Annotated in this window: 18 protein-coding genes; 13 read left to right on the top strand and 5 right to left on the bottom strand. The window is 67.6% G+C overall.

Annotated elements, in window-relative coordinates; translation table 11 throughout:
• Positions 1 to 5: 5 nt before the first annotated feature.
• The 5 genes from ABIA65_RS07850 (at position 6) to ABIA65_RS07830 (ending at position 7,287) form a co-directional block, all read left to right on the top strand.
• Positions 6 to 1,136: a polyamine ABC transporter substrate-binding protein gene (locus ABIA65_RS07850; RefSeq protein ID WP_354523179.1), complete on the top strand. Its 1,131-nt coding sequence runs from the start codon at positions 6 to 8 to the stop codon at positions 1,134 to 1,136.
• Positions 1,133 to 2,383, top strand: coding sequence for a M24 family metallopeptidase (locus ABIA65_RS07845; RefSeq protein WP_241403843.1), 1,251 nt, complete (start codon positions 1,133 to 1,135; stop codon positions 2,381 to 2,383). Before ABIA65_RS07850 ends, ABIA65_RS07845 begins: the two co-directional genes overlap by 4 nt.
• Complete coding sequence (locus ABIA65_RS07840; protein ID WP_354523178.1) at positions 2,380 to 3,993, top strand: amidohydrolase; 1,614 nt, start codon at positions 2,380 to 2,382, stop codon at positions 3,991 to 3,993. Before ABIA65_RS07845 ends, ABIA65_RS07840 begins: the two co-directional genes overlap by 4 nt.
• Before the next feature lie 72 nt (positions 3,994 to 4,065).
• Positions 4,066 to 4,788 carry a siderophore-interacting protein gene (locus tag ABIA65_RS07835; RefSeq protein ID WP_354523177.1) on the top strand — a complete coding sequence of 241 codons (723 nt, stop codon included), beginning with the start codon at positions 4,066 to 4,068 and terminating at the stop codon, positions 4,786 to 4,788.
• Between the two features lie 123 nt (positions 4,789 to 4,911).
• Complete coding sequence (locus ABIA65_RS07830) at positions 4,912 to 7,287, top strand: sulfatase-like hydrolase/transferase (RefSeq protein ID WP_502919538.1); 2,376 nt, start codon at positions 4,912 to 4,914, stop codon at positions 7,285 to 7,287.
• Positions 7,288 to 7,291: 4 nt separating this feature from the next.
• On the opposite strand, the gene ABIA65_RS07825 is transcribed toward ABIA65_RS07830, so the two are convergent.
• Positions 7,292 to 7,867 carry a TetR/AcrR family transcriptional regulator gene (locus tag ABIA65_RS07825; RefSeq protein ID WP_354523176.1) on the bottom strand — a complete coding sequence of 192 codons (576 nt, stop codon included), beginning with the start codon at positions 7,865 to 7,867 and terminating at the stop codon, positions 7,292 to 7,294.
• The gene (locus tag ABIA65_RS07820; protein ID WP_241403847.1) at positions 7,867 to 9,105 is read right to left on the bottom strand and encodes a cytochrome P450; all 1,239 of its coding nucleotides are present in this window, start codon (positions 9,103 to 9,105) and stop codon (positions 7,867 to 7,869) included. The genes ABIA65_RS07825 and ABIA65_RS07820 overlap by 1 nt, the downstream gene beginning before the upstream one ends.
• Positions 9,106 to 9,203: 98 nt before the next feature.
• Between ABIA65_RS07820 and ABIA65_RS07815 the strand changes: the two genes are divergently transcribed.
• From ABIA65_RS07815 to ABIA65_RS07790, 6 genes are all read left to right on the top strand, one after another.
• Entirely contained in the window at positions 9,204 to 9,851 is a 648-nt protein-coding gene (locus ABIA65_RS07815) for a GntR family transcriptional regulator (RefSeq protein WP_354523175.1), read from the top strand.
• The gene (locus tag ABIA65_RS07810) at positions 9,848 to 10,348 is read left to right on the top strand and encodes an OsmC family protein (RefSeq protein WP_241403849.1); all 501 of its coding nucleotides are present in this window, start codon (positions 9,848 to 9,850) and stop codon (positions 10,346 to 10,348) included. Before ABIA65_RS07815 ends, ABIA65_RS07810 begins: the two co-directional genes overlap by 4 nt.
• Before the next feature lie 313 nt (positions 10,349 to 10,661).
• A complete protein-coding gene (locus ABIA65_RS07805; protein WP_241403850.1) occupies positions 10,662 to 10,901 on the top strand; it encodes a hypothetical protein in 240 nt (79 codons plus the stop codon).
• A gap of 139 nt (positions 10,902 to 11,040) precedes the next feature.
• Positions 11,041 to 13,662: an ABC transporter ATP-binding protein/permease gene (locus tag ABIA65_RS07800; protein WP_354523174.1), complete on the top strand. Its 2,622-nt coding sequence runs from the start codon at positions 11,041 to 11,043 to the stop codon at positions 13,660 to 13,662.
• Positions 13,659 to 15,398: an ABC transporter ATP-binding protein gene (locus ABIA65_RS07795; RefSeq protein WP_354523173.1), complete on the top strand. Its 1,740-nt coding sequence runs from the start codon at positions 13,659 to 13,661 to the stop codon at positions 15,396 to 15,398. Before ABIA65_RS07800 ends, ABIA65_RS07795 begins: the two co-directional genes overlap by 4 nt.
• 172 nt (positions 15,399 to 15,570) lie before the next feature.
• Positions 15,571 to 15,795: a hypothetical protein gene (locus tag ABIA65_RS07790; RefSeq protein ID WP_241403853.1), complete on the top strand. Its 225-nt coding sequence runs from the start codon at positions 15,571 to 15,573 to the stop codon at positions 15,793 to 15,795.
• A gap of 81 nt (positions 15,796 to 15,876) precedes the next feature.
• On the opposite strand, the gene ABIA65_RS07785 is transcribed toward ABIA65_RS07790, so the two are convergent.
• The gene (locus ABIA65_RS07785) at positions 15,877 to 17,241 is read right to left on the bottom strand and encodes an FAD-binding oxidoreductase (RefSeq protein WP_354523172.1); all 1,365 of its coding nucleotides are present in this window, start codon (positions 17,239 to 17,241) and stop codon (positions 15,877 to 15,879) included.
• Positions 17,242 to 17,257: 16 nt separating this feature from the next.
• On the bottom strand, positions 17,258 to 18,511 hold the full coding sequence (gene tap / locus ABIA65_RS07780) for a multidrug efflux MFS transporter Tap (protein WP_354523171.1): 1,254 nt from the start codon (positions 18,509 to 18,511) through the stop codon (positions 17,258 to 17,260).
• 74 nt (positions 18,512 to 18,585) lie between these two features.
• Here tap and ABIA65_RS07775 point away from each other — a divergent pair, with 74 nt between their 5' ends.
• Both ABIA65_RS07775 and ABIA65_RS07770 read left to right on the top strand, forming a co-directional pair.
• Entirely contained in the window at positions 18,586 to 19,407 is an 822-nt protein-coding gene (locus ABIA65_RS07775; protein WP_354523170.1) for a uracil-DNA glycosylase, read from the top strand.
• Positions 19,408 to 19,499: 92 nt separating this feature from the next.
• The gene (locus ABIA65_RS07770) at positions 19,500 to 20,549 is read left to right on the top strand and encodes an LLM class flavin-dependent oxidoreductase (protein ID WP_241403856.1); all 1,050 of its coding nucleotides are present in this window, start codon (positions 19,500 to 19,502) and stop codon (positions 20,547 to 20,549) included.
• On the opposite strand, the gene ABIA65_RS07765 is transcribed toward ABIA65_RS07770, so the two are convergent.
• A complete protein-coding gene (locus ABIA65_RS07765; protein ID WP_241403857.1) occupies positions 20,546 to 20,992 on the bottom strand; it encodes a nitroreductase family deazaflavin-dependent oxidoreductase in 447 nt (148 codons plus the stop codon). The genes ABIA65_RS07770 and ABIA65_RS07765 overlap by 4 nt on opposite strands.
• Positions 20,993 to 21,004 lie beyond the last annotated feature (12 nt).

The following is a 21,004-nucleotide window of genomic DNA, read 5'->3' as shown; positions in this document are numbered from 1 at the left end:
ACGACATGCATCAGTTGACAACTGCCCGGACGAGTCGGCGCAGGTTTCTGTTCATGAGCGGTGGCGCCGCCGCTGCGGGACTGTTTCTCGCGGCATGCGGCAGCGGCGCACCGGGTTCGGATGCGGAGCTGACACCGCCCGAACCGGTCATTGACGGTGACCTCGCCTACTACGCGCCAACCGGATACGTACCCGATGAGGTGATGTCGGCGTTCGAGCGTGAGTATGGGGTGTCGATCAACCAGACCTACTTCTCGACCGTCGATGAGATGATCCAGAAGCTCGGGTCCGGTGCCGCATACGACGTCACGTTCATGCCGTCCAACTTCTTCGCCCGCGCCACGGCAGCGAACCTGCTGTTGCCGATTGACCACAGCCGGATGAAGAACTGGGGTGAGGTCTCGTCGCTGTTCCACAACCCGCCGTTCGAGCCGAACGCCAAACATCTCGCGGGGCCCTACGCCATGGGCGGTGTCGGGATGGCGTATCGCAAGAGCAGGGTCAACGGTCTCACCGGGTCGTGGAACGACCTATGGGATCTGGCACCACGACTGAACAAGCGCACCTACATCTTCGACGACGTGACGGTGTCGATGACGATGGCGCTGAGTCGACTCGGACTGCCCACAGACACCGATAGCGCCGACGATCTGCGCCAGGCCGCCGACTCGCTGATCGAACTGCGAAAGAACCTGGGCGGTTTCGGCAGCTCGGCCGGTGAGAAGCTCGCCAACGGCGAGGCCGATCTGTTGATGAACTACACCGGCGCCACGTTCTCGACGCTCAAGGATTCGTCGTTCGCCGACGACATCGGATTCGAGTTCGGCAGGGAGACACTGGCGTTCAACGCCGACTGCATGGCCATCCCGTCGACCGCGAAGCACCCCGGCACCGCGCTGCTGTTCTGCGACTTCCTGTTGCGCCCAGAGAACATGCGCAAGATCGTGGAATTCGTCGGGTTCCCGGTCGCAACCAAGGCCGGTGAGTCGGCATACGCGGATCTCATCAAGGGCTATCCATTCCTCGTCTACGACAACAAGGTGCTGGCCGATCCGACCGTGTGGCTGGCGTCGCTGCAGCAGGCGCAGTTGACCAAGTGGACGCAGGCGTGGACCCGAGTCAAGGCCACCGCGTGAACGCGATCATTCATCAGGGCACCAGGGAACTGCAGGAAGTGATCCGGGAGGCGTATGCGCGCGTCGCCGCGGAGGAGCCGCGGCCGGCGTTCTCGTTGGCCGAGTACGAATCTCGGCGGCTGCGCCTGCAAGCGGAGGCCGCGGGCGCCGGTATCGACCTGCTGGTTCTCAGCTCGCCCGACGCGATGTGCTGGCTGCACGGTTATCAGTCCCGGTGGTATCGGGCCCAGTCCTCGTTGCGGTGGCCGCCGTTCCAGTGCACCGTGATGCACGTCGAGTCGGGAGCCATCGCCGTTTACGACGTCGAGCATCACCACTACCTGCTGCGACGCACCTCGGTCGCCGAAGATCTACGCCTGGCGACCGACGATGACGGGACAGCGGTCCTGGACTTCACCATGGCGGACCTCAAGGCGCGGGGTTGGTTGTCCGGTCGGGTGGGTCTCGAGATGCACAGTCACGTCCCGAACCGCGCGACGAGCGAGGTTGTCGAGGCCGCGTTCGTACGACACGGCTGCCACGTCGTCGACGCCAGCGTGCAGACACGGGCGGTTCGGCAGATCAAGTCGGCCGCCGAGATCGAGATGATCGAGCGGGCCGCGGCGGTGTGCGACGCCGGTCTGGTCAGCCTGCGCGACCAGGTGGTACCGGGGATGACCGAGAAACAGGCTTGGGCACTGATGGTTTCGGCGATGGCCGAGGCCGGTGGTGAACCAGCCGCGTTGCACGAGTCGGTGGTAGTTGGACCGATCGAGATGGGTCACGCGTATTCGTCGGACCGAGTCATCGAGCGCGGTGATGTGTTGTGCGCCGATCCATGCGGTGTCGTCAATCGGTATCACGCCAACATCGAGCGGTGGTTCGTCGTCGGCCAGGAGCCAAGTGATGAGCTGTATCGGCTCGCCGCGATCGAGGCCGAGGCATTTCGACTCCTGTGCGCGGGCGCCGCGGACGGGACCGCGGTCAACGACGTGACTGAACGGATCGAGGCGCACCTGCGCGATGCGGGCATGTGGGGACTGCACAACTGGAATGGCGGCTATGAGATGGGGCTGTCCTTCCCGCCGGACTGGGTCGGCGAGTGGACCTTCACCGTCGGCGAGTCCACCGATGACGTCTTCAGGAAGAACGTGGTGACCAACTACGAGAGCATCGTGCTCTATCCCATGATCGACACCGTGGTGTTCGGGTCGACCGGCGCCCGCACGCTGTCGCGTCTTCCTCTCGATGTGGAGCGTGCCGGGTGAGCGAGGCACTCCGACCGGCCGACACCATTCTGTTGGGGAGAACGTTCACCGCCGACCCGCAGCGGCCCATGGCGCACGGTGTGGCAATGCGTGACGGCATCATCACCGCCGTCGGGAGCGCCGACGAACTCGCCGACCACACCGGTCCCGCTACCGATGTCGTCAAGTGCGAGGGACTGATCGCGCCGGCGTTCCACGACGCACACATCCATCTGCTCGAGGGTTCACTCTTCGATTGCGGGGTCAACCTCCACGACGTCGAACCCGCGCAGTACCTGGACGTGATCGGTGCGGCCGCGGCGCAGTTGCCGCCGGGGGCATGGGTGCGCGGCGGCGGATGGAGCATGGCGGCATTCCCCGCGGGCAGCCCCGATCGGCGTTGGCTCGACGACGTCGTCGGTGGACGTCCGGCATATCTGACCGCACGCGACGGCCACACCGCATGGGTCAGCACTCGCACCCTGGAACTCGCCGGAATTGATTCGGGTACAACCGATCCGCCAGGCGGCAGGATCGAGCGCGACGGCGACGGTGAGCCGAGTGGGACGCTGCACGAGACCGCGATGAAGCTTGTCGCCAGCCAGCTTCCGGTGATCACCGATGCGGAGTGGGCGCAAGCGCTGGAACTGGGTCAGCGATACCTGCACTCATTGGGAATCGTTGGGTGGCAGGACGCCCGGTTGTCACCGGAGATGCTGGGCGCCTATCTCGACGCGGAGTCGGAGGGCCGGTTGTCGGCGTACGTCGCCGCCGCGATGCACTGGAACCCCGCCCAGGGGACTGACCAGATCGACGGGCTGTTGCACTCGCGCAGCCTCGCCACCGGCTCACTGGTGAGCGCGGGCATGGTGAAGCTCTTCGTTGACGGCGTCGTGGAGAACGAGACAGCCGCACTGCACCAGCCCTACGTCGCCACTCACTCGCACGGCGCACCGCTGTTCGACGACGCGGAGTTGCGCGCGGCGATCGGCAGCTGCGTGGGCGAGGGGTTCAACGTCCACGTGCACGCCGTCGGTGATGCGGGGACGACGAGGGCCCTCGACGCGTTCGAGGCCGTTCGGCCCCAGTCGGCGAGATCCGGTCTGCGCCATCAGATCTGTCACCTACAGGTCGTCGCGGACACCGATGTGCCCCGCTTCGCCGCACTCGATGTCATAGCCAACGTCCAGGCGCTGTGGGCGTGCCGCGATGAACAGAACGTCAGCCTGTGCGCGCCGCGGCTGGGTCCGGATCGTTTTGAGCAGCAGTACCGTTTCGGCGATCTTGCCCGCTCTGGTGCGCGATTGGCCTTCGGCAGCGACTGGCGCGTCAGCACGCCGCAACCGCTGGCCCAGATCGAGGTCGCCATCACCCGGCAACCGCCGGGTGATGGCGTCACGGCCAAACTCGGTGAGGGGCAGGAGTTGAGCCTGACGACCGGTCTACTGGGATTCACCCGTGAGGCCGCATACGCCGCGGGCCTTGACGAGCGGACCGGAACGCTGTCGGCGGGCCGAAGCGCGGATGTCGTCGTGCTCAATGCCGACCCCTTCACAGTCGCACCGCACGACCTGGCGTCGGTCGAGGCGGATATGACCGTCTTTCAAGGGCGAGTCGTGTTCACCCGCTAGCTGCGACCTGCTGCGCCCCTCCCTGCTCAACAATTAGGTTACCCTTACCTAAGTTGAGACGAGAGGTGGGATATGGCCAACGAGAAGCCCTCACGGGGGTTCACCGGCGCAATGGTCAAGCTGTGGCGCGGTGGAGACTACGAGCTGACTGTGACCGGGCGCAGCGCGCTGACGCCGAACTACCTTCGCGTGCACTTCGCGGGCGCCGAACTGCTCGCCGAGCGCGAGCTGCACCCGACGATGTGGGTGCGCGGCTGGTTCCCTGACGGGGTGAAGTCCCATCAGCGGGGCTACACCCTGGTCAACCCGGATCCGGCAGCAGGCACCGTGGACATCGACTTCGCCATGCACGACGGCATCGCCACGCGGTGGGCCAGGCAGGCGCGCGCCGGCGATGTTCTCGAGGTGACGGTGCTCGGCAGCAGCTTCAGCCTGCCCGAGCCGGCCCCGGCCGGTTACGTCGTCGTAGGGGACACCGCATCGCTGCCCGCCATCAACTCGCTGTTGGCCGCCATCGACGATGCCCCCGCCACGGTCTTCCTGGAGGCGTCGCACGACGACGACCGCGAGCTGCCCGTCACGGCCGCCCCAGGCGCCGAGGTCACCTGGATCGATCGCAAGGCCGGCGGCGAGGCGCTGGTGGAGGCCGTCGCCGAGGCGGCCTTCGACGCGCCGGACCACTTCGGCTGGGTGGCGTGCGACAACCGGACCACGCGCGCGGTCGCCAAGATCCTCCGCGAGGACTACGGGATTGCGCGCAAATCCACCAAGGCGCAGGCGTACTGGAGCGCGTGAGCCTCGCGGATGGGCCGGCATTCATGATCAACTCATGCGAGCCGGGGGTACGCTAACCGCCTCGGGCCCAGGCAGTGTGGTCCGGGCCGCTCTTGGGGCGGTTCCTTCGGCGAATGGACAATCGTGAGTTCTTTCGAGCAGCCGGAGGTCCGGCGTGACATCCTCCCCATCCCCGACGTCCCGCACGTCGGCCTGACGACCTATGACGCCAAGGACCCCGACACCAGCTATCCGCCGATCAGGGACGTGCGACCACCCGCGACGGCGCCCAATGTGCTCGTCATCCTGATCGACGACGTCGGCTTCGGTGCCAGCAGTGCCTTCGGCGGCCCGTGCCAGACGCCCAATTTCGAGAGGCTCGCCGCGGGTGGCCTAAAGTACAACCGGTTTCACACGACCGCGCTGTGTTCACCGACGCGACAGGCGCTGCTGACCGGGCGGAACCATCACTCCGTCGGCATGGGAAACATCACCGAGACCGCCACCGCAGCACCGGGTTACACGTCGGTGCTGCCCAACACCAAGGCGCCGCTGCCCTTGACCTTGAAGCTCAACGGCTACTCCACCGCGCAGTTCGGCAAGTGCCACGAGGTGCCCGTCTGGCAGACCAGCCCGGCCGGTCCCTTCACGGCGTGGCCGACGGGTGGTGGCGGGTTCGAGTACTTCTACGGCTTCATCGGAGGGGAGAACAACCAGTGGGATCCGGCCCTGTATGAGGGCACCACGCCGATCGAGCCGCCGAAGACGCCTGCCGAGGGTTATCACCTCACCGAGGACCTCACCGACAAGGCGATCAACTGGGTGGGGCAGCAGAAGGCGCTGCTGCCCGACAAGCCGTTCTTCATGTACTTCGCACCGGGCGCCACGCATGCCCCGCATCACGTGCCCCAGGAGTGGATCGACAAGTACAAGGGCAAGTTCGCCCATGGCTGGGACCGCCAGCGCGAGATCACCTTTGAACGGCAGAGGGAATTGGGTGTCATCGCGCCCGATTCAGTGCTGACCCCGCGGGACCCGGAGATTCCGGCCTGGGAGGACACGGATCCGGCGATGCGGCCAGTGCTCGAACGGGAGATGGAGGTGTACGCCGCGTTCCTGGAGCACACCGATCATCACGTCGGCCGGTTGCTCGACGCCATCGAGCCGATCCTCGATGACACACTGGTGTACCTGATCATCGGCGACAACGGCGCCTCGGCCGAGGGCACGCTGCAGGGTGCGTTCAACGAGATGGCCAACTTCAACGGCATGGCCGCCATCGAGACGCCCGAGTTCATGATGTCCAAACTCGACGAGTTCGGCGGCGAGGGCTCCTACGGTCACTACGCGGTCGGATGGGCGTGGGCGATGGACACGCCCTATCAGTGGACCAAGCAGGTCGCATCGCACTGGGGCGGGACCCGCAACGGCACAATCGTGCACTGGCCCAAGGGGATCAAGGAGAAGGGCGGCCACCGCAACCAGTTCAGCCACGTCATCGATCTCGCGCCGACGGTGCTGGAGGCGGCGGGCATTCCCGCGCCCACGCTGGTCAACGGAGTTCTGCAGAGCCCCTATGAGGGCACCAGCATGCTGTATAGCTTCAACGACGCCGAGGCGCCCGAGCGGCACACGACGCAGTACTTCGAGATGTTCTGCAACCGCGGCATTTACCACAAGGGCTGGAGTGCGGTGACCAAACACCGCACGCCGTGGGCGATGGCCGATGCGGTGATGCCCGCGTTGGACGACGACGTGTGGGAACTGTACGACGGTAACTCCGACTGGACGCAGGCGAACGACCTTTCGAAGGAGTATCCGGAGAAACTGCATGAACTGCAGCGTCTTTGGCTGATCGAAGCGGTCAAGTACAACGTGCTCCCGCTGGATGACCGCCAGATCGAGCGCATCAACGCCGACTCGGCCGGTCGGCCCACCCTGATCAAGGGCAACTCTCAGCTGTTGTTCGGCAATATGGGCCGGCTGTCGGAGAACAGCGTCCTCGACATCAAGAACAAGTCCTTCGCTGTGACCTCGGAACTGGAGGTGCCAGCGGGCGGCGCGGAGGGCGTGATCATCGCCCAGGGCGGTCGGTTCGGCGGGTGGAGTCTGTACGCCAAGGACGGCCGCGCCAAGTTCCACTACAACGTGCTGGGCATCAAGTCGTTCAGCATCGATGCGACCGAGCCCATTCCGACAGGAAAGACCCAGGTACGGACGGAGTTCGCCTACGACGGAGGCGGTTTCGCCAAGGGCGGCACCGTGACGCTCTACTACGATGGCAACGAAGTCGGCTCCGGGCGGGTCGAACTGACCCAGGGTTTCGTCTTCTCGGCCGATGAGACCACCGACGTCGGCCGGGAGACCGGGACTACGGTGAGCCCGGACTACACCGCGCACACCAGCAAGTTCAACGGCAAGATCGCCTGGGTTCGAATCGACCTGGGTGAGGACGCCAAGGACGCCGATCACTACATCGAGCCCGACGAGCGCTTCCGGGTGGCGATGGCCCGGCAGTAACGGGCTAGTCCACGGGCTGCGTCAGCTCGAGCGTCGGCAGCACGAACTCCTCGAGCATGGCCCGCTCATCGGCGTCGTCACGTCCGGGGAACACCAGCAGAGACACCATGACGCGCACCAGCCAACGTGCGCGCCGTTCGACGTCGTCGACTCCCAGCGCCATCAGATATGCCTCGGTGCGTGCCTGGATCACCTCGGAGCGCTCGGCCATATCGCCGCCGATCGGTCGCCTGTCGGGGGCGAACCACGCGGAGAGCGCCGGGCTTTCGCGAACCCGATGAAGCGAGGCGAGGATGCCGTTGACCAGAAGCTCGCCGGGTGTGCGGGCGTCGCCGCCGGTCTCCAGTGTGCCCACCTCCGCGAACACTCGATGGGCCTCCCGGTGCACGTAGGCCGTGTAGAGGGCGTCACGGTTCTCGAAGTAGCGGTACAGCGTGGCACGGGAACAGCCGGACGCCTTGGCGATATCGTTCATGCCAACGCTGCCGGGGTCGTGGCGAGCGAAGAGTTCCTCGGCAGCGTCCAGGATCTTCTCCGCCGCCACGTCACCACGGTTGGAGGCCAGCCAGTCGCCCGCCATTAGGTGACCCGAAATGGGACCGATAGCGGGCGCCGCACGTAACTGCCGCCGGCCCAGACGATTCCGCTCTCATCGACCTCGAAGTCGGGGATACGCGCCATGAGTTCCTCCAACGCGACCCGGGACTGCATGCGGGCCGCGGCAGCGCCGAGGCAGTGGTGCGCACCGTGGCTGAACGTCAGGATGTTGCGCGGTTTGCGCGTCACGTCGAGATCGGCTGCGTTGTCACCGTAGTGGCGCTCGTCGCGGTTGCCGGAGCCGTAGAGCAGCATCGCGCGGCGACCCTCGGGGATGGTGACGTCGCCGATCGTCACGTCACGGGTCACGGTACGGCCGAGCATCTGCACGGGGGAGGTGAGGCGCAGCAACTCGTCGACGGAATCGCCTATCAGGTCCGGGTTCTCGGCCAGCAGCCTGCGTTGATCGGGGCGCTGGTGTAGCAGCTGCACCGAGCCGCCGAGCATCCCGGTGCTGGTGTCGTTGCCGCCCGTCACCATGGTGAACGTGAACGCCAGGATCGACAGCACGCCGGCGATGTCACCGTCGGCGCCGACACCCGCGGCCACCAGATGTGAGACGGTGTCGTCCTCGGGTTCGACGCGGCGACGTTCGATGAGCGCGGTGAAGTACGCCATCATCCCGCCCAGCGCATCGCCGAGCGTCTCGAGCGCTCCACCTATGCCGCCCTCGGCGGTGTTGGCCGCGACGATCGCATCGGTCCACCCGTCGAACTGGTCGCGGTCCTCCTCGGGCACCCCGAGGTAGTGCGCGACGACCATCGACGGCAGGGGCTTGAACAGCTCGGCGACGATATCGCCCCCGCCGGCCGCGCGGATGCGCTCGATTCGCTCGATCACATACTGGCGGACCTTGGGCTCGACGGCCTCCACCTGGCGAGGCGTGAACCCGCGCGACACCAACTTGCGGAACTCGGTGTGCACCGGCGGGTCCTGCATGACCATCGGGGGGTTGTCGGCCAGCCCGATCATCTCCAACTCGCCGTAGTTGACGGTGAGGCCCTGCGCCGAGGAGAAGGTCTGATGGTCGCGCGCGGCGCTGAAGATGTCGGCGTGCCGGGACAGCACGTAGTAGTCGTTCTCGGGCTGCTCCGGCGGTACGACGTGGTGCACGGGATCGTGGTCACGCAGCGCGCGGTACATCGGCCACGGGTCGACCCACGTCGCGGGGGTGGACAGCTGGAAGCGCGCCGGCGTGCTGTGAGACAAAGTGGCTGACATGTCTTATGAATACGACAGTGACGGCTAGATGTCAACCATCGCCTCGCTCCACTGCGCAAACGGGCGTTGATCAAATTAATGCATGCAATAATCGGATTATGGATGCATACGACGGCCTCCTGGGCTTGATCCGCAGGGGCGAGCTGCGCGGGGACGTCAAAGTCTCCGAGGCGTCGCTTGCGGCGCGGCTGGGCGTGAGTCGCACCCCCGTGAGAGAGGCACTGCGGGTTCTGGATGCACAACGCCTAGTCGTCAGCCAAGGCCGCGGCGTGCGGGCCAGGGTGCCGGGTGCTCGGGAGCTCGCGGAGGCGTTCGAGACACGTTGTGCGCTGGAGAGCTTTGCCGCACAGGAAGCGGCAACAGCCCAGCGCGCTGGGCTGTTGTTGCCAGCACGGTTGCGTGAGGTGGAACGCCTTGCGGTCTCCTGCGACCAGGCGACTCGGGTGGCGGGCGCGCTGGCAGGAGCAGAGGAGAACCGCACGTTTCACCTGGCCCTCGCGGCACTGCCAGGCAACAGTCAGATCAACGCGTTGCTGACAGCGGTGTGGGACCAGATCATCATCGCCACCCGGGCCGGGTTGACTACAACGCCCCGAGTGAACGACGTCCACCGCGAGCACGAAGCCATTCTGCAAGCGATCAGCCGCGGGCGACCGGACCAGGCGCGCAGCGCTGTGTCAGTCCACGTCGATCACACACGAAGAATCTCCCTGAACAGCATCGACGAAACGGAGACCCACGCATGAGCGGCAAGACGCATGAGTACGACGTCAGCATCGTCTGGACCGGCAACCACGGAACTGGAACGACCGGGTACACGGCCTACGGCCGCGACCACGAGATCCACGCCCCGGCGGCTCCCGCCATTCTCGGCACCGCGGACCCAGCCTTCCGCGGGGACCCCACGCGGTGGAACCCAGAGCAACTGCAGGTGGCGGCACTGTCGCAGTGCCACATGCTGTGGTATCTCAACCTCGCCGCCGCAGCGGGGGTCGTCGTCACCGCCTATGAAGATCACGCCCACGGCGTCATGTGCCAGGACGAGGCGGGGGGCGGCCAGTTCGAGTCTGTGACGCTGCGACCGCGCGTCACAATCACCGTCGACAGCGACCATGAGGCTGCTCTGCGGATACACGCCGACGTGCCCGCGAAGTGCTTCATTGCTCGCTCGGTCAACTTCCCCGTGCGCCACGAACCGGTCATCACTGTCGAAGGTGCTGCCATGCCTCCGACCCCCGTGTAGGTCATATCCACCACCCGACAACGATCATCAGTGGGGCCAGCCTGGAAATCGGCTGGTCCCACTGTTCTTGAGTGGACACGTGTCCCACGCGAACGCGGCACTCACGCCACGCCATTGGCTCAAGGTCGCTCAGCTCGTCGTCGGCGCGGGGTGCGCACGGCGCGTGTCGGCCGATCGGGGGACACGAAGTTCATCCGGTGTATCCACCGTTCACCCGACAGACGCCGCGCCCGCGCCGCGACAGAGTTGTCCTATCGCCGGAATGCACTCGGCGGCCACATGAAAACGACACTCAGACAGAGGGATTGATCATATGAGCAACCTGGCTCGCAACTTCGCCCGGTTTATCGCAATGCCGGCCATCATCGGTGGCGCCGCGCTCGGCGTGGCCGGGATAGCCTCGGCGACGCCCGGTCCGATGACCCCAACCACCACGGTCGCGCCGGCGCCGGCCGGCCCGGGTTACCAGTACTCCCCGGAGCACTACGCCACTCCCGCCCCGACGCAGGGCCCCGGCTGGCAGAACCACCACGGACCGAATCACATGAACTGACCCCGGGGGGTCGGAGCGACAAGCCCTCCCCGGGCACAGGGGAGGGCTTGTTCGCGCCGGGACCTGGCGATCCCACGCGCGGAGGTGGTAAGGCTAGCCTTACCGGGAGGGTTTGACGTCGTGGGAAAGAGGATCGCTGATGGCACGCGGATTCCAAGGGGTGATGCTGCGCGGCTTCGGCGCGCGCGATCACGAGGCCACAGTGCGCGAAACCGAGCAACTGGCCCCGCACTTCCTGCGGATACGCATGGTCTCGCCGACGCTGTTCGAGGATGCGGTGGCCGAACCGACGTCGTGGCTGCGGTTCTGGTTTCCCGATCCCGATGGCTCGGATACGGAGTTCCAGCGGGCGTACACGATCACCGAGGCCGACACGGCCACCGGCCACTTCGCGGTCGACGTCGTTCTGCACGAACCCGCAGGTCCCGCCTCCACCTGGGCGCGCACCGTGGAACCCGGGGCGACGATCTCGGTCATGACGATGGGCTCGGCGCCATTCACGGTCGCCGACGACCCCGCCGACCGTCCCGCCGGATACCTCCTGATCGGCGACTCGGCGTCGACGCCCGCCATCAACGGCATCATCAACGCCGTCCCGCACGACATCCCCATCGAGGCCTACCTCGAACAGCACAGCGATGACGATCTGCTGATCCGGGTCGCCGAGCATCCGCGCCTGACCCTGCATCGGGTCGCCCGCCGCGACGCGACCTCGCTGGCCGCCGCAGTCGAATCCCGCGACTGGTCGAACTGGTACGCCTGGCTGGGGCCGGAGGCCGGCGCGCTCAAGCATTTGCGCGCCCGGCTGCGCGACGAGTTCGGCTTCCCCAAGTCCGAGATCCACGCCCAGGCCTACTGGACCGAGGGTCGGGCGATGGGCAAGCGGCGCGGCGACGAGCCCGCCGCACCGGTCGCGATGCCCGCGAGTGTCGAGCCCGAAACCCCTGTCGAGCCGACCGAACCGACCGAACCGACTGTGCCCCAGGCGCCGACCGACGTGGCCCGCGGGAACTGGCGCGGCCAGGGTGCGGGACGACTGATGGCGCCGCTGAAGACGCCGCTCATAGTCTCCGGTGTCCTGCAGTTGCTGATCACCCTCGTCGAACTCGCGCCGTTCGTCCTGCTGGTCGAGCTGGCCAGGGTCCTGCTGTCGGGTGCCGATGAGGGGCGGCTCTGGACCCTGGGCACCGCCGCGGTCGGGCTGCTCGGCACCGGCGCCCTGCTGGCGGCCGCGCTGACGTTCTGGCTGCACCGCGTCGACGCCCGTTTTGCCCGCGAACTGCGCGGGCGGCTGCTGACCAAGCTGTCCCGATTGCCGTTGGGCTGGTTCACCGTCCGCGGGTCCGGCTCGGTCAAACAACTAGTGCAGGACGACACGCTGGCCCTGCACTACCTGGTGACCCACGCGATCCCCGACGCGGTCGCCGCCGTTGTCGCACCCGCTGCGGTGCTGGTCTACCTGTTCGTCGTGGACTGGCGCCTGGCACTGGTGCTGTTCGTGCCGGTGCTCGCCTACGTGGTGTTGATGTCCGCCATGACAATTCAGTCCGGCTCCAAGATCCGCGAGGCACCGCGATGGGCCGAGCGGATGGGCGGTGAGGCCGGCGCCTACCTCGAGGGCCAACCGGTGGTCCGCGTGTTCGGCGGCGCGGCCGCATCGAGCTTCCGGCGCCGACTCGACGGCTACATCGGATTCCTGGTGGCCTGGCAGCGCCCATTCGTCGGCAAGAAGACGCTGATGGATCTGGTCACCAGACCCGCGACGTTCCTCTGGCTGATCGCGGTCGTCGGCACCCCGATGATCGTCGCCGGGGCGATGGATCCGGTGAGTCTGCTGCCATTCCTGTTCCTGGGCACCACCTTCGGCGCCCGCCTGCTTGGCATCGGCTACGGGTTGGGTGGCATCCAGGCCGGCATGCTGGCGGCTCGGCGGGTGCAGACAGTGCTCGACGAACCGGACCTCGCCGTCGGTGCGGCGAAGACGCCGGCCGACGGCACCGACGGCACCGTCGTCTTCGATCGCGTGACGTTCGGCTACCGGCCGGACGTCCCGGTGATCAGGGACGTGACGCTGACGCTGCGGCCGGGCACCGTCACCGCGCTCGTCGGACCGTCGGGATCGGGCAAGTCCACGCTGGCCGCGCTGCTCGCGCGCTTCCATGACGTGCAACGGGGCTCGATCGCCGTCGGGGGCCGCGACATTCGCACGCTGCACGCCGACGAGCTCTATCGGGGGATCGGTTTCGTGCTGCAGGAGACCCAGCTGGTGCACGGCACCGTCGCGGAGAACATCGCTTTGGCGGTGCCCGATGCCGACATCGAGCGGGTGCAGGCCGCGGCGCGCGACGCGCAGATCCACGACCGGATCATGCGGCTGCCGGACGGTTACGACACGGTGCTCGGGGCGGGTTCCGGGCTGTCCGGCGGTGAGCGGCAACGCCTGACCATCGCCCGCGCGATCCTGGCGGACACCCCCGTGCTCATCCTCGACGAGGCAACCGCGTTCGCCGACCCCGAATCGGAGTACCTCGTCCAGCAGGCACTCAACCGGCTCACCAGGGATCGCACGGTGCTGGTCATCGCGCACCGGCTGCACACCATCACCCACGCCGACCAGATCGTCGTCCTCGACCACGGGGAGATCGCCGAAACCGGAACGCACGACCAACTGCTGGCCGCGGGCGGGCGCTACCGCACGCTGTGGGATTCGGGCATGCGCGCACCGGTTGGCGCAGGCACCACGCAGGAGGTCTCCCGATGATCCGCACACTGCTTGCGCTGATTCCGGCCGACCGCCGCGGCAAGGTCGGCGTCTACACGGTGCTGACGATCGTCTCGGTACTGCTGCGGGCCGCGGGAACGGTGCTGCTCGTCCCGCTGGTCGCCGAACTGTTCGGCGGTGCGCCGGCCCGCGCGTGGGTGTGGCTGGGGTGGTTGACCGCCGTGACCGTCGTCGGGTGGGTGGTCGACACCACCACTGCGCGAATGGGTTTCGATCTGGGCTTCGCGGTGCTCGACAACACCCAGCACGATGTCGCCGATCGACTGCCGAACATCCGGCTGAACTGGCTGACGCAGGAGAACACCGCGACGGCGCGGCAGGCCATCGCCTCCACCGGGCCGGAACTGGTCGGGCTCGTCGTCAATCTCTTGACTCCGCTGATCGGTGCCGTGCTGCTGCCCGCCGCGATCGCACTGGCGCTGCTGGCGGTGTCTCCGGCTCTGGGGCTGGCTGCGCTGGCCGGGGTGGCGGTACTGCTGGGCGCGCTGTGGATCTCGGTGCGGTTGACCCGCCGCGCCGACGCGGTCGCCGGTGAGACCAACACCGCGTTCACCGAGCGCATCATCGAGTTCGCCCGAACCCAACAGGCTTTGCGCGCCGCGCGTCGGGTGGAGCCGGCACGCAGCCTCGTCGGCGGTGCCCTCGATGCTCAGCACGGTGCAAGCCTGCGGCTGCTCACCATGCAGATCCCCGGCCAGCTGCTGTTCAGCCTGGCCAGTCAGTTCGCACTGATCCTGTTCGCCGGCATGGCCGCGTGGCTGACGGTGCGCGGTGAGCTGGGGGTGCCCGAGGCCATCGCGCTCATCGTCGTCATCGCCCGCTACCTGGAGCCGTTCGCGAGCCTGAGCGAACTGGCTCCCGCGCTGGAGAGCACGCGCGCCACACTCGGCAGGATCCAGGCCGTGCTGGACGCGCCGACCATGGCCGCCGGCGCCGCCACGCTGGCAGACACCGGCGCGGCGCCGCGTATCGAGTTCGACGGTGTGGGCTTCGCCTATGGTGACGAGAAGCTGTTCGAGGGACTGGATTTCGTCCTCGAGCCGGGTACCACCACGGCCATCGTCGGCCCGTCGGGTTCGGGCAAGAGCACGATCCTGGCGCTTATCGCGGGTCTGCACGAGCCGACCAGCGGCCGGGTGCTGTTCGACGGCGTCGACATCGCGACACTGGACCCCGCGGCACGGCGTGCGGCCACCAGCGTGGTGTTCCAGCATCCCTACCTGTTCGACGGCTCGCTGCGCGATAACGTCCTGGTCGGTGACCCGGGCGCGGACGCCGACGCGCTGGCCACGGCGACGCGCCTGGCCCGCGTCGACGAACTCACCGGCCGCCTGCCCGACGGCGAGCAGACGCTGGTCGGGGAGGCCGGAGCCGCGCTGTCCGGTGGCGAGCGTCAGCGTGTCAGCATCGCCCGGGCGCTGGTGAAACCGGCCCCGGTGCTGCTGGTCGATGAGGCGACGAGCGCGCTGGACACCGAGAACGAGGCCGCGGTGGTCGACGCCCTGACCGCCGATCTGCGCCAGCGCACCCGGGTGATCGTCGCGCACCGATTGGCCAGCATCCGGCATGCCGACCGGGTTCTGTTCGTCGACGACGGACGCATCGTCGAGGACGGCACCATCGACGAATTACTCGCCGAGGGTGGACGTTACGTCCGGTTCCGGGAGTTCTGGAACCAGCAGCGCGCCGCCGCGGACTGGCAGATCACCACCTAGCCCGTTCTTCGGGGACCGCCACGCGTCCCCCAATCGGTGGACACGAGGTTCCACCGGTGTCTGGGCCGATCACCCGACAGACGTCCTTCTGGAAACGCGACATAGTTATCTCATCGCCGGAGAAACACCGGCAGGGAAACGAAAAGTCAACCCAGACAGAAGGATTGAAGACATGACCAGCATCGCCCGCCTGATCGCCCTCCCGATCGTCTCCGCCGGCATCATCGGTGGTGCTGCCCTCGGCCTGGCCGGTATGGCCAACGCCCAGAGCCAGGCCCCCACCGGCCCCGGCTATTCTTACGCCCCGGCCGTCAAGGCCCACCCGGCCCCCAGCCAGCAGCCCGGCTGGCACAGCCACCACGGCCCGCAGCACGTCGCAGGCCTGTCGCAGCGCTAGACGCCACGGACATGAAGGCCCTCTCCGAACATCCCCGGGGGAGGGCCTTCACCGTGTCTGCTCGCGGGAGAACCCGAGGTGTTAGAGCGCGGCGCCCGGGTTGAGGATGTTGTCGGGGTCGAGCGCTGTCTTGATGCGCCGGTTGAGTTCCATCGCCTCCGGCCCCAGGTACCCCGCCAGCCATGGCCGCTTGAGCCTGCCGACACCGTGCTCACCGGTGATGGTGCCGCCGAGTCCGACGGCCAGGTCCATGATCTCGCCGAACGCGGCGTTGGCGCGTTCCGTCATCGCCGCATCAGCCGCGTCGTACACGATCAGCGGATGGGTGTTGCCGTCGCCGGCATGCGCGATCACCGAGATCATCAGGTCGTGCTGGGCGGCGATCTTCTCGACGCCGGACACCAGCTCGGCCAGCGCGGGCAGGGGCACCCCGACATCCTCGAGCAGCAGAGCGCCCTTGGCCTCCACCGCCGGGATCGCGAATCGGCGGGCGGCGACGAATGCCTCGCCCTCGTCGGGGTCGGCGGTCGTATAGACCTCCGTCGCACCGAATTCGGTGAACACGGACGCCATGTACTCGGTGTCCTCAACACCGGCGGGGCCGCGGTCATCGGACGCGGCGACCATCATCGCGGCGGCACCGCGGTCCAGGCCCATCTTGAGCTTGTCCTCGACGGCGTTGATCGCGACGGCGTCCATGAACTCGAGCATCGAGGGCCGGATCTTGCCGGTGATCGTCACGACGGCGTCGGCGGCCGCGGCCACCGATGCGAATGAGGCGACCACGGTGCTGCCGCGATGCTGCGGCGGAAGCAGTCGCAACGTCACCTCGGTCACCACACCCAGCGTGCCCTCGCTGCCGACGAACAACTTCGTCAGGCTCAGTCCCGCAACGTCCTTCAGGCGTGGGCCGCCGAGACGCACCGCAGTGCCGTCGGCCAGCACCACCTGCAGGCCCAGTACGTAGTCGGTCGTGACCCCGTACTTCACGCAGCACAGGCCGCCCGCGTTGGTGGCGATGTTGCCGCCGATGGTGCAGATCTCGAACGACGACGGGTCCGGCGGATACCAGAGACCGTGCGCTGCGACGGCCTTCTTGACCTCGGCATTGAACAGGCCCGGCTGGGTGACGGCGGTGCGCGTCACCGGGTCAACGACGATGTCGCGCATGCGCTCGGTGGACAGCACCAAACCACCGGTCAGCGCCGTCGCCCCGCCCGACAGCCCGGTGCCCGCACCGCGCGGCACGACCGGCACGCGATGTCGGGTCGCCCACCGCATCACCGCCTGCACCTCCTCGGTGCGGACGGGTCGGACCACGGCCAACGGCATGCCCGCGCTGGGGTCGGCGGCGCGATCCTGGCGGTAGGACTCCAGGATGTCGGGGTCGGTGATGACAGTGCCGTCGGGCAACTGGGTGATCAGGGCGTCCAGGGCGGAGTCCATCGCACGATCGTAGGCGTCAGCCCGCCCGGGCGTCTGGGACGGTATCGGTCTCCACCGCATGGTCGAGGTGTCGCAGCCCGGGCAGGAAGATCGCCACCACGCCGAGCAGCAGCATCGGCAGCGACAGTGCGAGGAACGTGGTGTGCAGCCCCGCGTAGTCGGCGAGTGGTCCCGCCACGATCAGTCCGAGCGGACCGGCGGCGTAGGCCAGCGAACCCATGACGCCGACCACCCGGCCCCGCAGGTGCGCCGGCGCCCGCGTCTGCATCACGTAGTTGTAGATCGGGGCCATCGGCCCGTACACCAGGCCGACGATCGCCGACAGCACCAGGATCACGGGCAGCGGTGGCAGGAACGCGATCACCGTCATCGCGACGCCGAGGGTGATCACCGCGATCAGCATGATCGTCCGCCGGTTCGAGTACTTCGACCACACGGCGTAACCGAGCGCGCCGACCAGCCCGCCGACGGCCAACGCCATCAGCACCCAGCCCAGCTGCTCCGGCTCGTTGCGGTCGGTGAAGTACTTCGGGAACAGCACGCTCTCCATCGGCATGTAGAGACCGGTGGCGGTGAGATCGACAATCGCCAGCGTGCGCAGTACCGGTGTGTTCCAGACGAACTTGAGACCCTCCACGATGCCCGCCCACACCTGGGGCAGATGCTCGCGGTTGGGAGTTCCCGTCCCCTCCAGTCGCAGTACGGAGATGGCCAGGATGGACAGCACGAAGAATCCCGATGTCACCCACATGGTGTTGACGCCGCCGACGGTGGCGATGAGCAGGCCGCCGATACCCGGGCCGACGATGTAGGCGAGGTTGAAGTTCGCCTCGTACACGCTGTTGGCGCGGTCCAGTGACCAGCCCGCACTCTGCGCGGCCTCCGGCAGCATCGTCTCGCGGGCGGTCATGCCGGCAGGGTCGAAGAACGCGCCAAGAGCTGCCAGACCGGCCAGCACTGCGACGTTGACGGCATGGACGCCGAAGGTCAGGGCGATCACCGGCACCGCGGCCACCGAGAGCGCCGAGAGTGCATCGGAGATCATCGAGACCCGCCGGCGGCCGAGGTAGTCCACGGCCGCACCCGCGATCAGGGTGGCCACCAGAAGTGGCAGCGTCCCCGCCATGGCCACGATCGAGGCCTCGACCGCCGAGCCGTTGCGCTGCAACACCAGCCACGGGAATGCCACGATGGAGATCCCGTTGCCCGCACCGGCGGTCAGCGCCGCGAAGAAGATCAGAAACAGCGGCTGGCGCTTCTTTGTGTTCATGGGGTATCGCGGCTGAATGTAACAGCGGGCCCGCCCGAGCCGCGAGAGATTTATCCGGCGTGCACAGTGGTGGGGTGAGACTGCCGCATGTCCGAACCGGCGAGTACTTCGACTCGCCGGTGCCCGCCGGGACCGGTTGGCCGGGGGATCCGGCGACGCCCGACACCGTGGTGGCGTCGACGGCGGCGCGGGCGCGATCGTTGGCCAGGCGGACGCGCAGCCTCGAGGACCTCGACGCGCTGGTCAGCGTGTGCCGGGCCTGTCCACGGCTGGTGACGTGGCGCGAGGACGTCGCACTGGCCAAGCGTCGCTCCTTCGCGGGTGAGCCGTACTGGGGTCGGCCAATCCCCGGATTCGGTGCGGCCGAACCGGGAATTCTGGTCCTCGGTCTGGCGCCCGCGGCGCATGGCGCGAATCGGACGGGCCGGGTGTTCACCGGCGATCGCAGTGGCGACTTCCTGTTCGCGGCGATGTACCGGGCCGAGCTGGCGAGCGCGCCGGACAGTGTCGACGCCGCGGATGGCTTGTCGCTCAACGACACCCGCGTTGTCGCGGCGGTGCGATGTGCGCCGCCCGATAACGCGCCGACGCCGGATGAGCGGGCGACGTGCGCGCCGTGGCTCGACGCCGAGTGGCGATTGCTCGCGCCGAGCGTGAAGGCGATCGTCGTCCTCGGCGGGTTCGCCTGGCGGGCGGCGCTGGACATGCTCCGGGCCGGCGGTGTGGCGGTGCCCAAGCCGATGCCGAAGTTCGGCCACCTCGTGACGGCCCCGATCGGCGCCGTCACGCTGATCGGCTGCTATCACCCCAGTCAGCAGAACACCTTCACCGGCCGATTGACCCCGGCGATGCTCGATGACGTGTTCGCCGAGGCCAAACGCATCGCCCACGTGTGATTTCGGCGCGCTAAGGAGCGCTGAGCGGGCGAAAGCGCGCCGAAATCACGGCAGTGAGGAACGTTCGAGGGGCTCATCGCGTTGACCCTGACGTGCGACTCTCGGTTCTCGATCTCGTCCCCGTCCGAAGCGACCAGACCACGGCGGATGCACTCGCAGCGACAGTGCGCCTGGCGCGGACCGCCGACGACCTCGGCTATACGCGGTACTGGCTGGCCGAACACCACAACATGCCCGCCGTCGCCGCCACCAGTCCACCCGTCCTGATCGCCTACCTGGCGGCGCAGACGACGCGTATCCGGCTGGGCTCGGGCGGGGTGATGCTGCCCAACCACGCGCCGCTCGCGGTGGCCGAACAGTTCGCCCTGCTTGAGGCGGCCGCACCTGGGCGCATCGATCTGGGCCTGGGTCGCGCACCGGGCAGCGACCCCGTCACGTCAATGGCGCTGCGCGGCGCCGCGGGCCGTGACGACACCGACATCGAGAAGTTCCCGCAGTACCTCGACGACGTCGCCGCACTGATGAGCGCGACGGGCGTCTCGGTCGCGGTCCGGGGACGCAACATGTTCGACGAGAACTACATCCTCAAGGCGACACCCGCGGCGGCGAGTGAGGCCCGGCTGTGGCTGCTGGGATCCTCGATGTACTCGGCACATCTGGCCGCCGCCAAGGGGCTGCCCTACGTCTTCGCGCATCACTTCGCGGGCCGCGGCACCGAGGAGGCGCTTGCCGTCTACCGCGAGGAGTTCCGGCCCGGCGTCGTGCCCGTGCCGACGACGTTCATGACCGTCAACGCGTCGGTGGCCGCCACCCGCGCCGAGGCCGAGGCGCTGATGCTGCCGAACCTGCACATGATGGCCTTGCTGCGCACCGGCCAGCCGCTGCGGGCGCTGGACCTGGTCGAGGATGCGCAAGCCCTCACGATGACACCCCACCAGCAGGCAGTCATCGAGGCGGGCCGCGACAGCGCAGTCCTTGGCGATCCTGTCGAGGCTGCCGAGCAGGTCAGGCAGATCGCGCAGGACTTCGACGTCGACGAGGTGATGATCAACCCCGTCGGGTCGGCACGCCGCGGTGTGGACCCCGCGACGGCGCCCGCACGCGAGGCGACGCTGGAACTGCTCGCCAAGGAGCTGTTCTAGGGCGTCAGCGCGATGATCGGGATCTTGCGCGTCGTGCGCTTCTGATACCCGTCGTAGCGATTGGAGTTGTTGTCGTTGACCAACTTCCACAGCCGCGGATAGTCGGGATCATCGGCGCCGATGATGCGCGCCGTTGCGGGCATCCGCTTGGGCCCGATGTTGATCTCGACCTTCGGGTTGGCCTTGAGGTTGAAGTACCAGCCCGGTGCCTTCGGATCTCCGCCCTTGGACGCCACCACCAGATACGAGCCACCGTCCTCGGCGTAGCTCAGTGTGTTGGTGCGCTGGATGCCGGTCTTCGCGCCGACGGTGTGCAGCAGCAGGCTCGGCGGTGCGCCGGGGATGCGATGCCCGATGCGGCCATTGGTCTTCTTGTAGATCGCGTCGTGCACCTGCAGTAGTGGGACGCCGATGTAGCGCTCCCATAGGGGCATATTGCTCATGCCATCCAGTGT

It is taken from the genome of Mycolicibacterium sp. 624 (assembly GCF_040548615.1).
Lineage (GTDB): Bacteria > Actinomycetota > Actinomycetes > Mycobacteriales > Mycobacteriaceae > Mycobacterium.
Note: the sequence above shows the minus strand (reverse complement) of the source record. Positions and strands in the feature narration are given on the sequence as shown.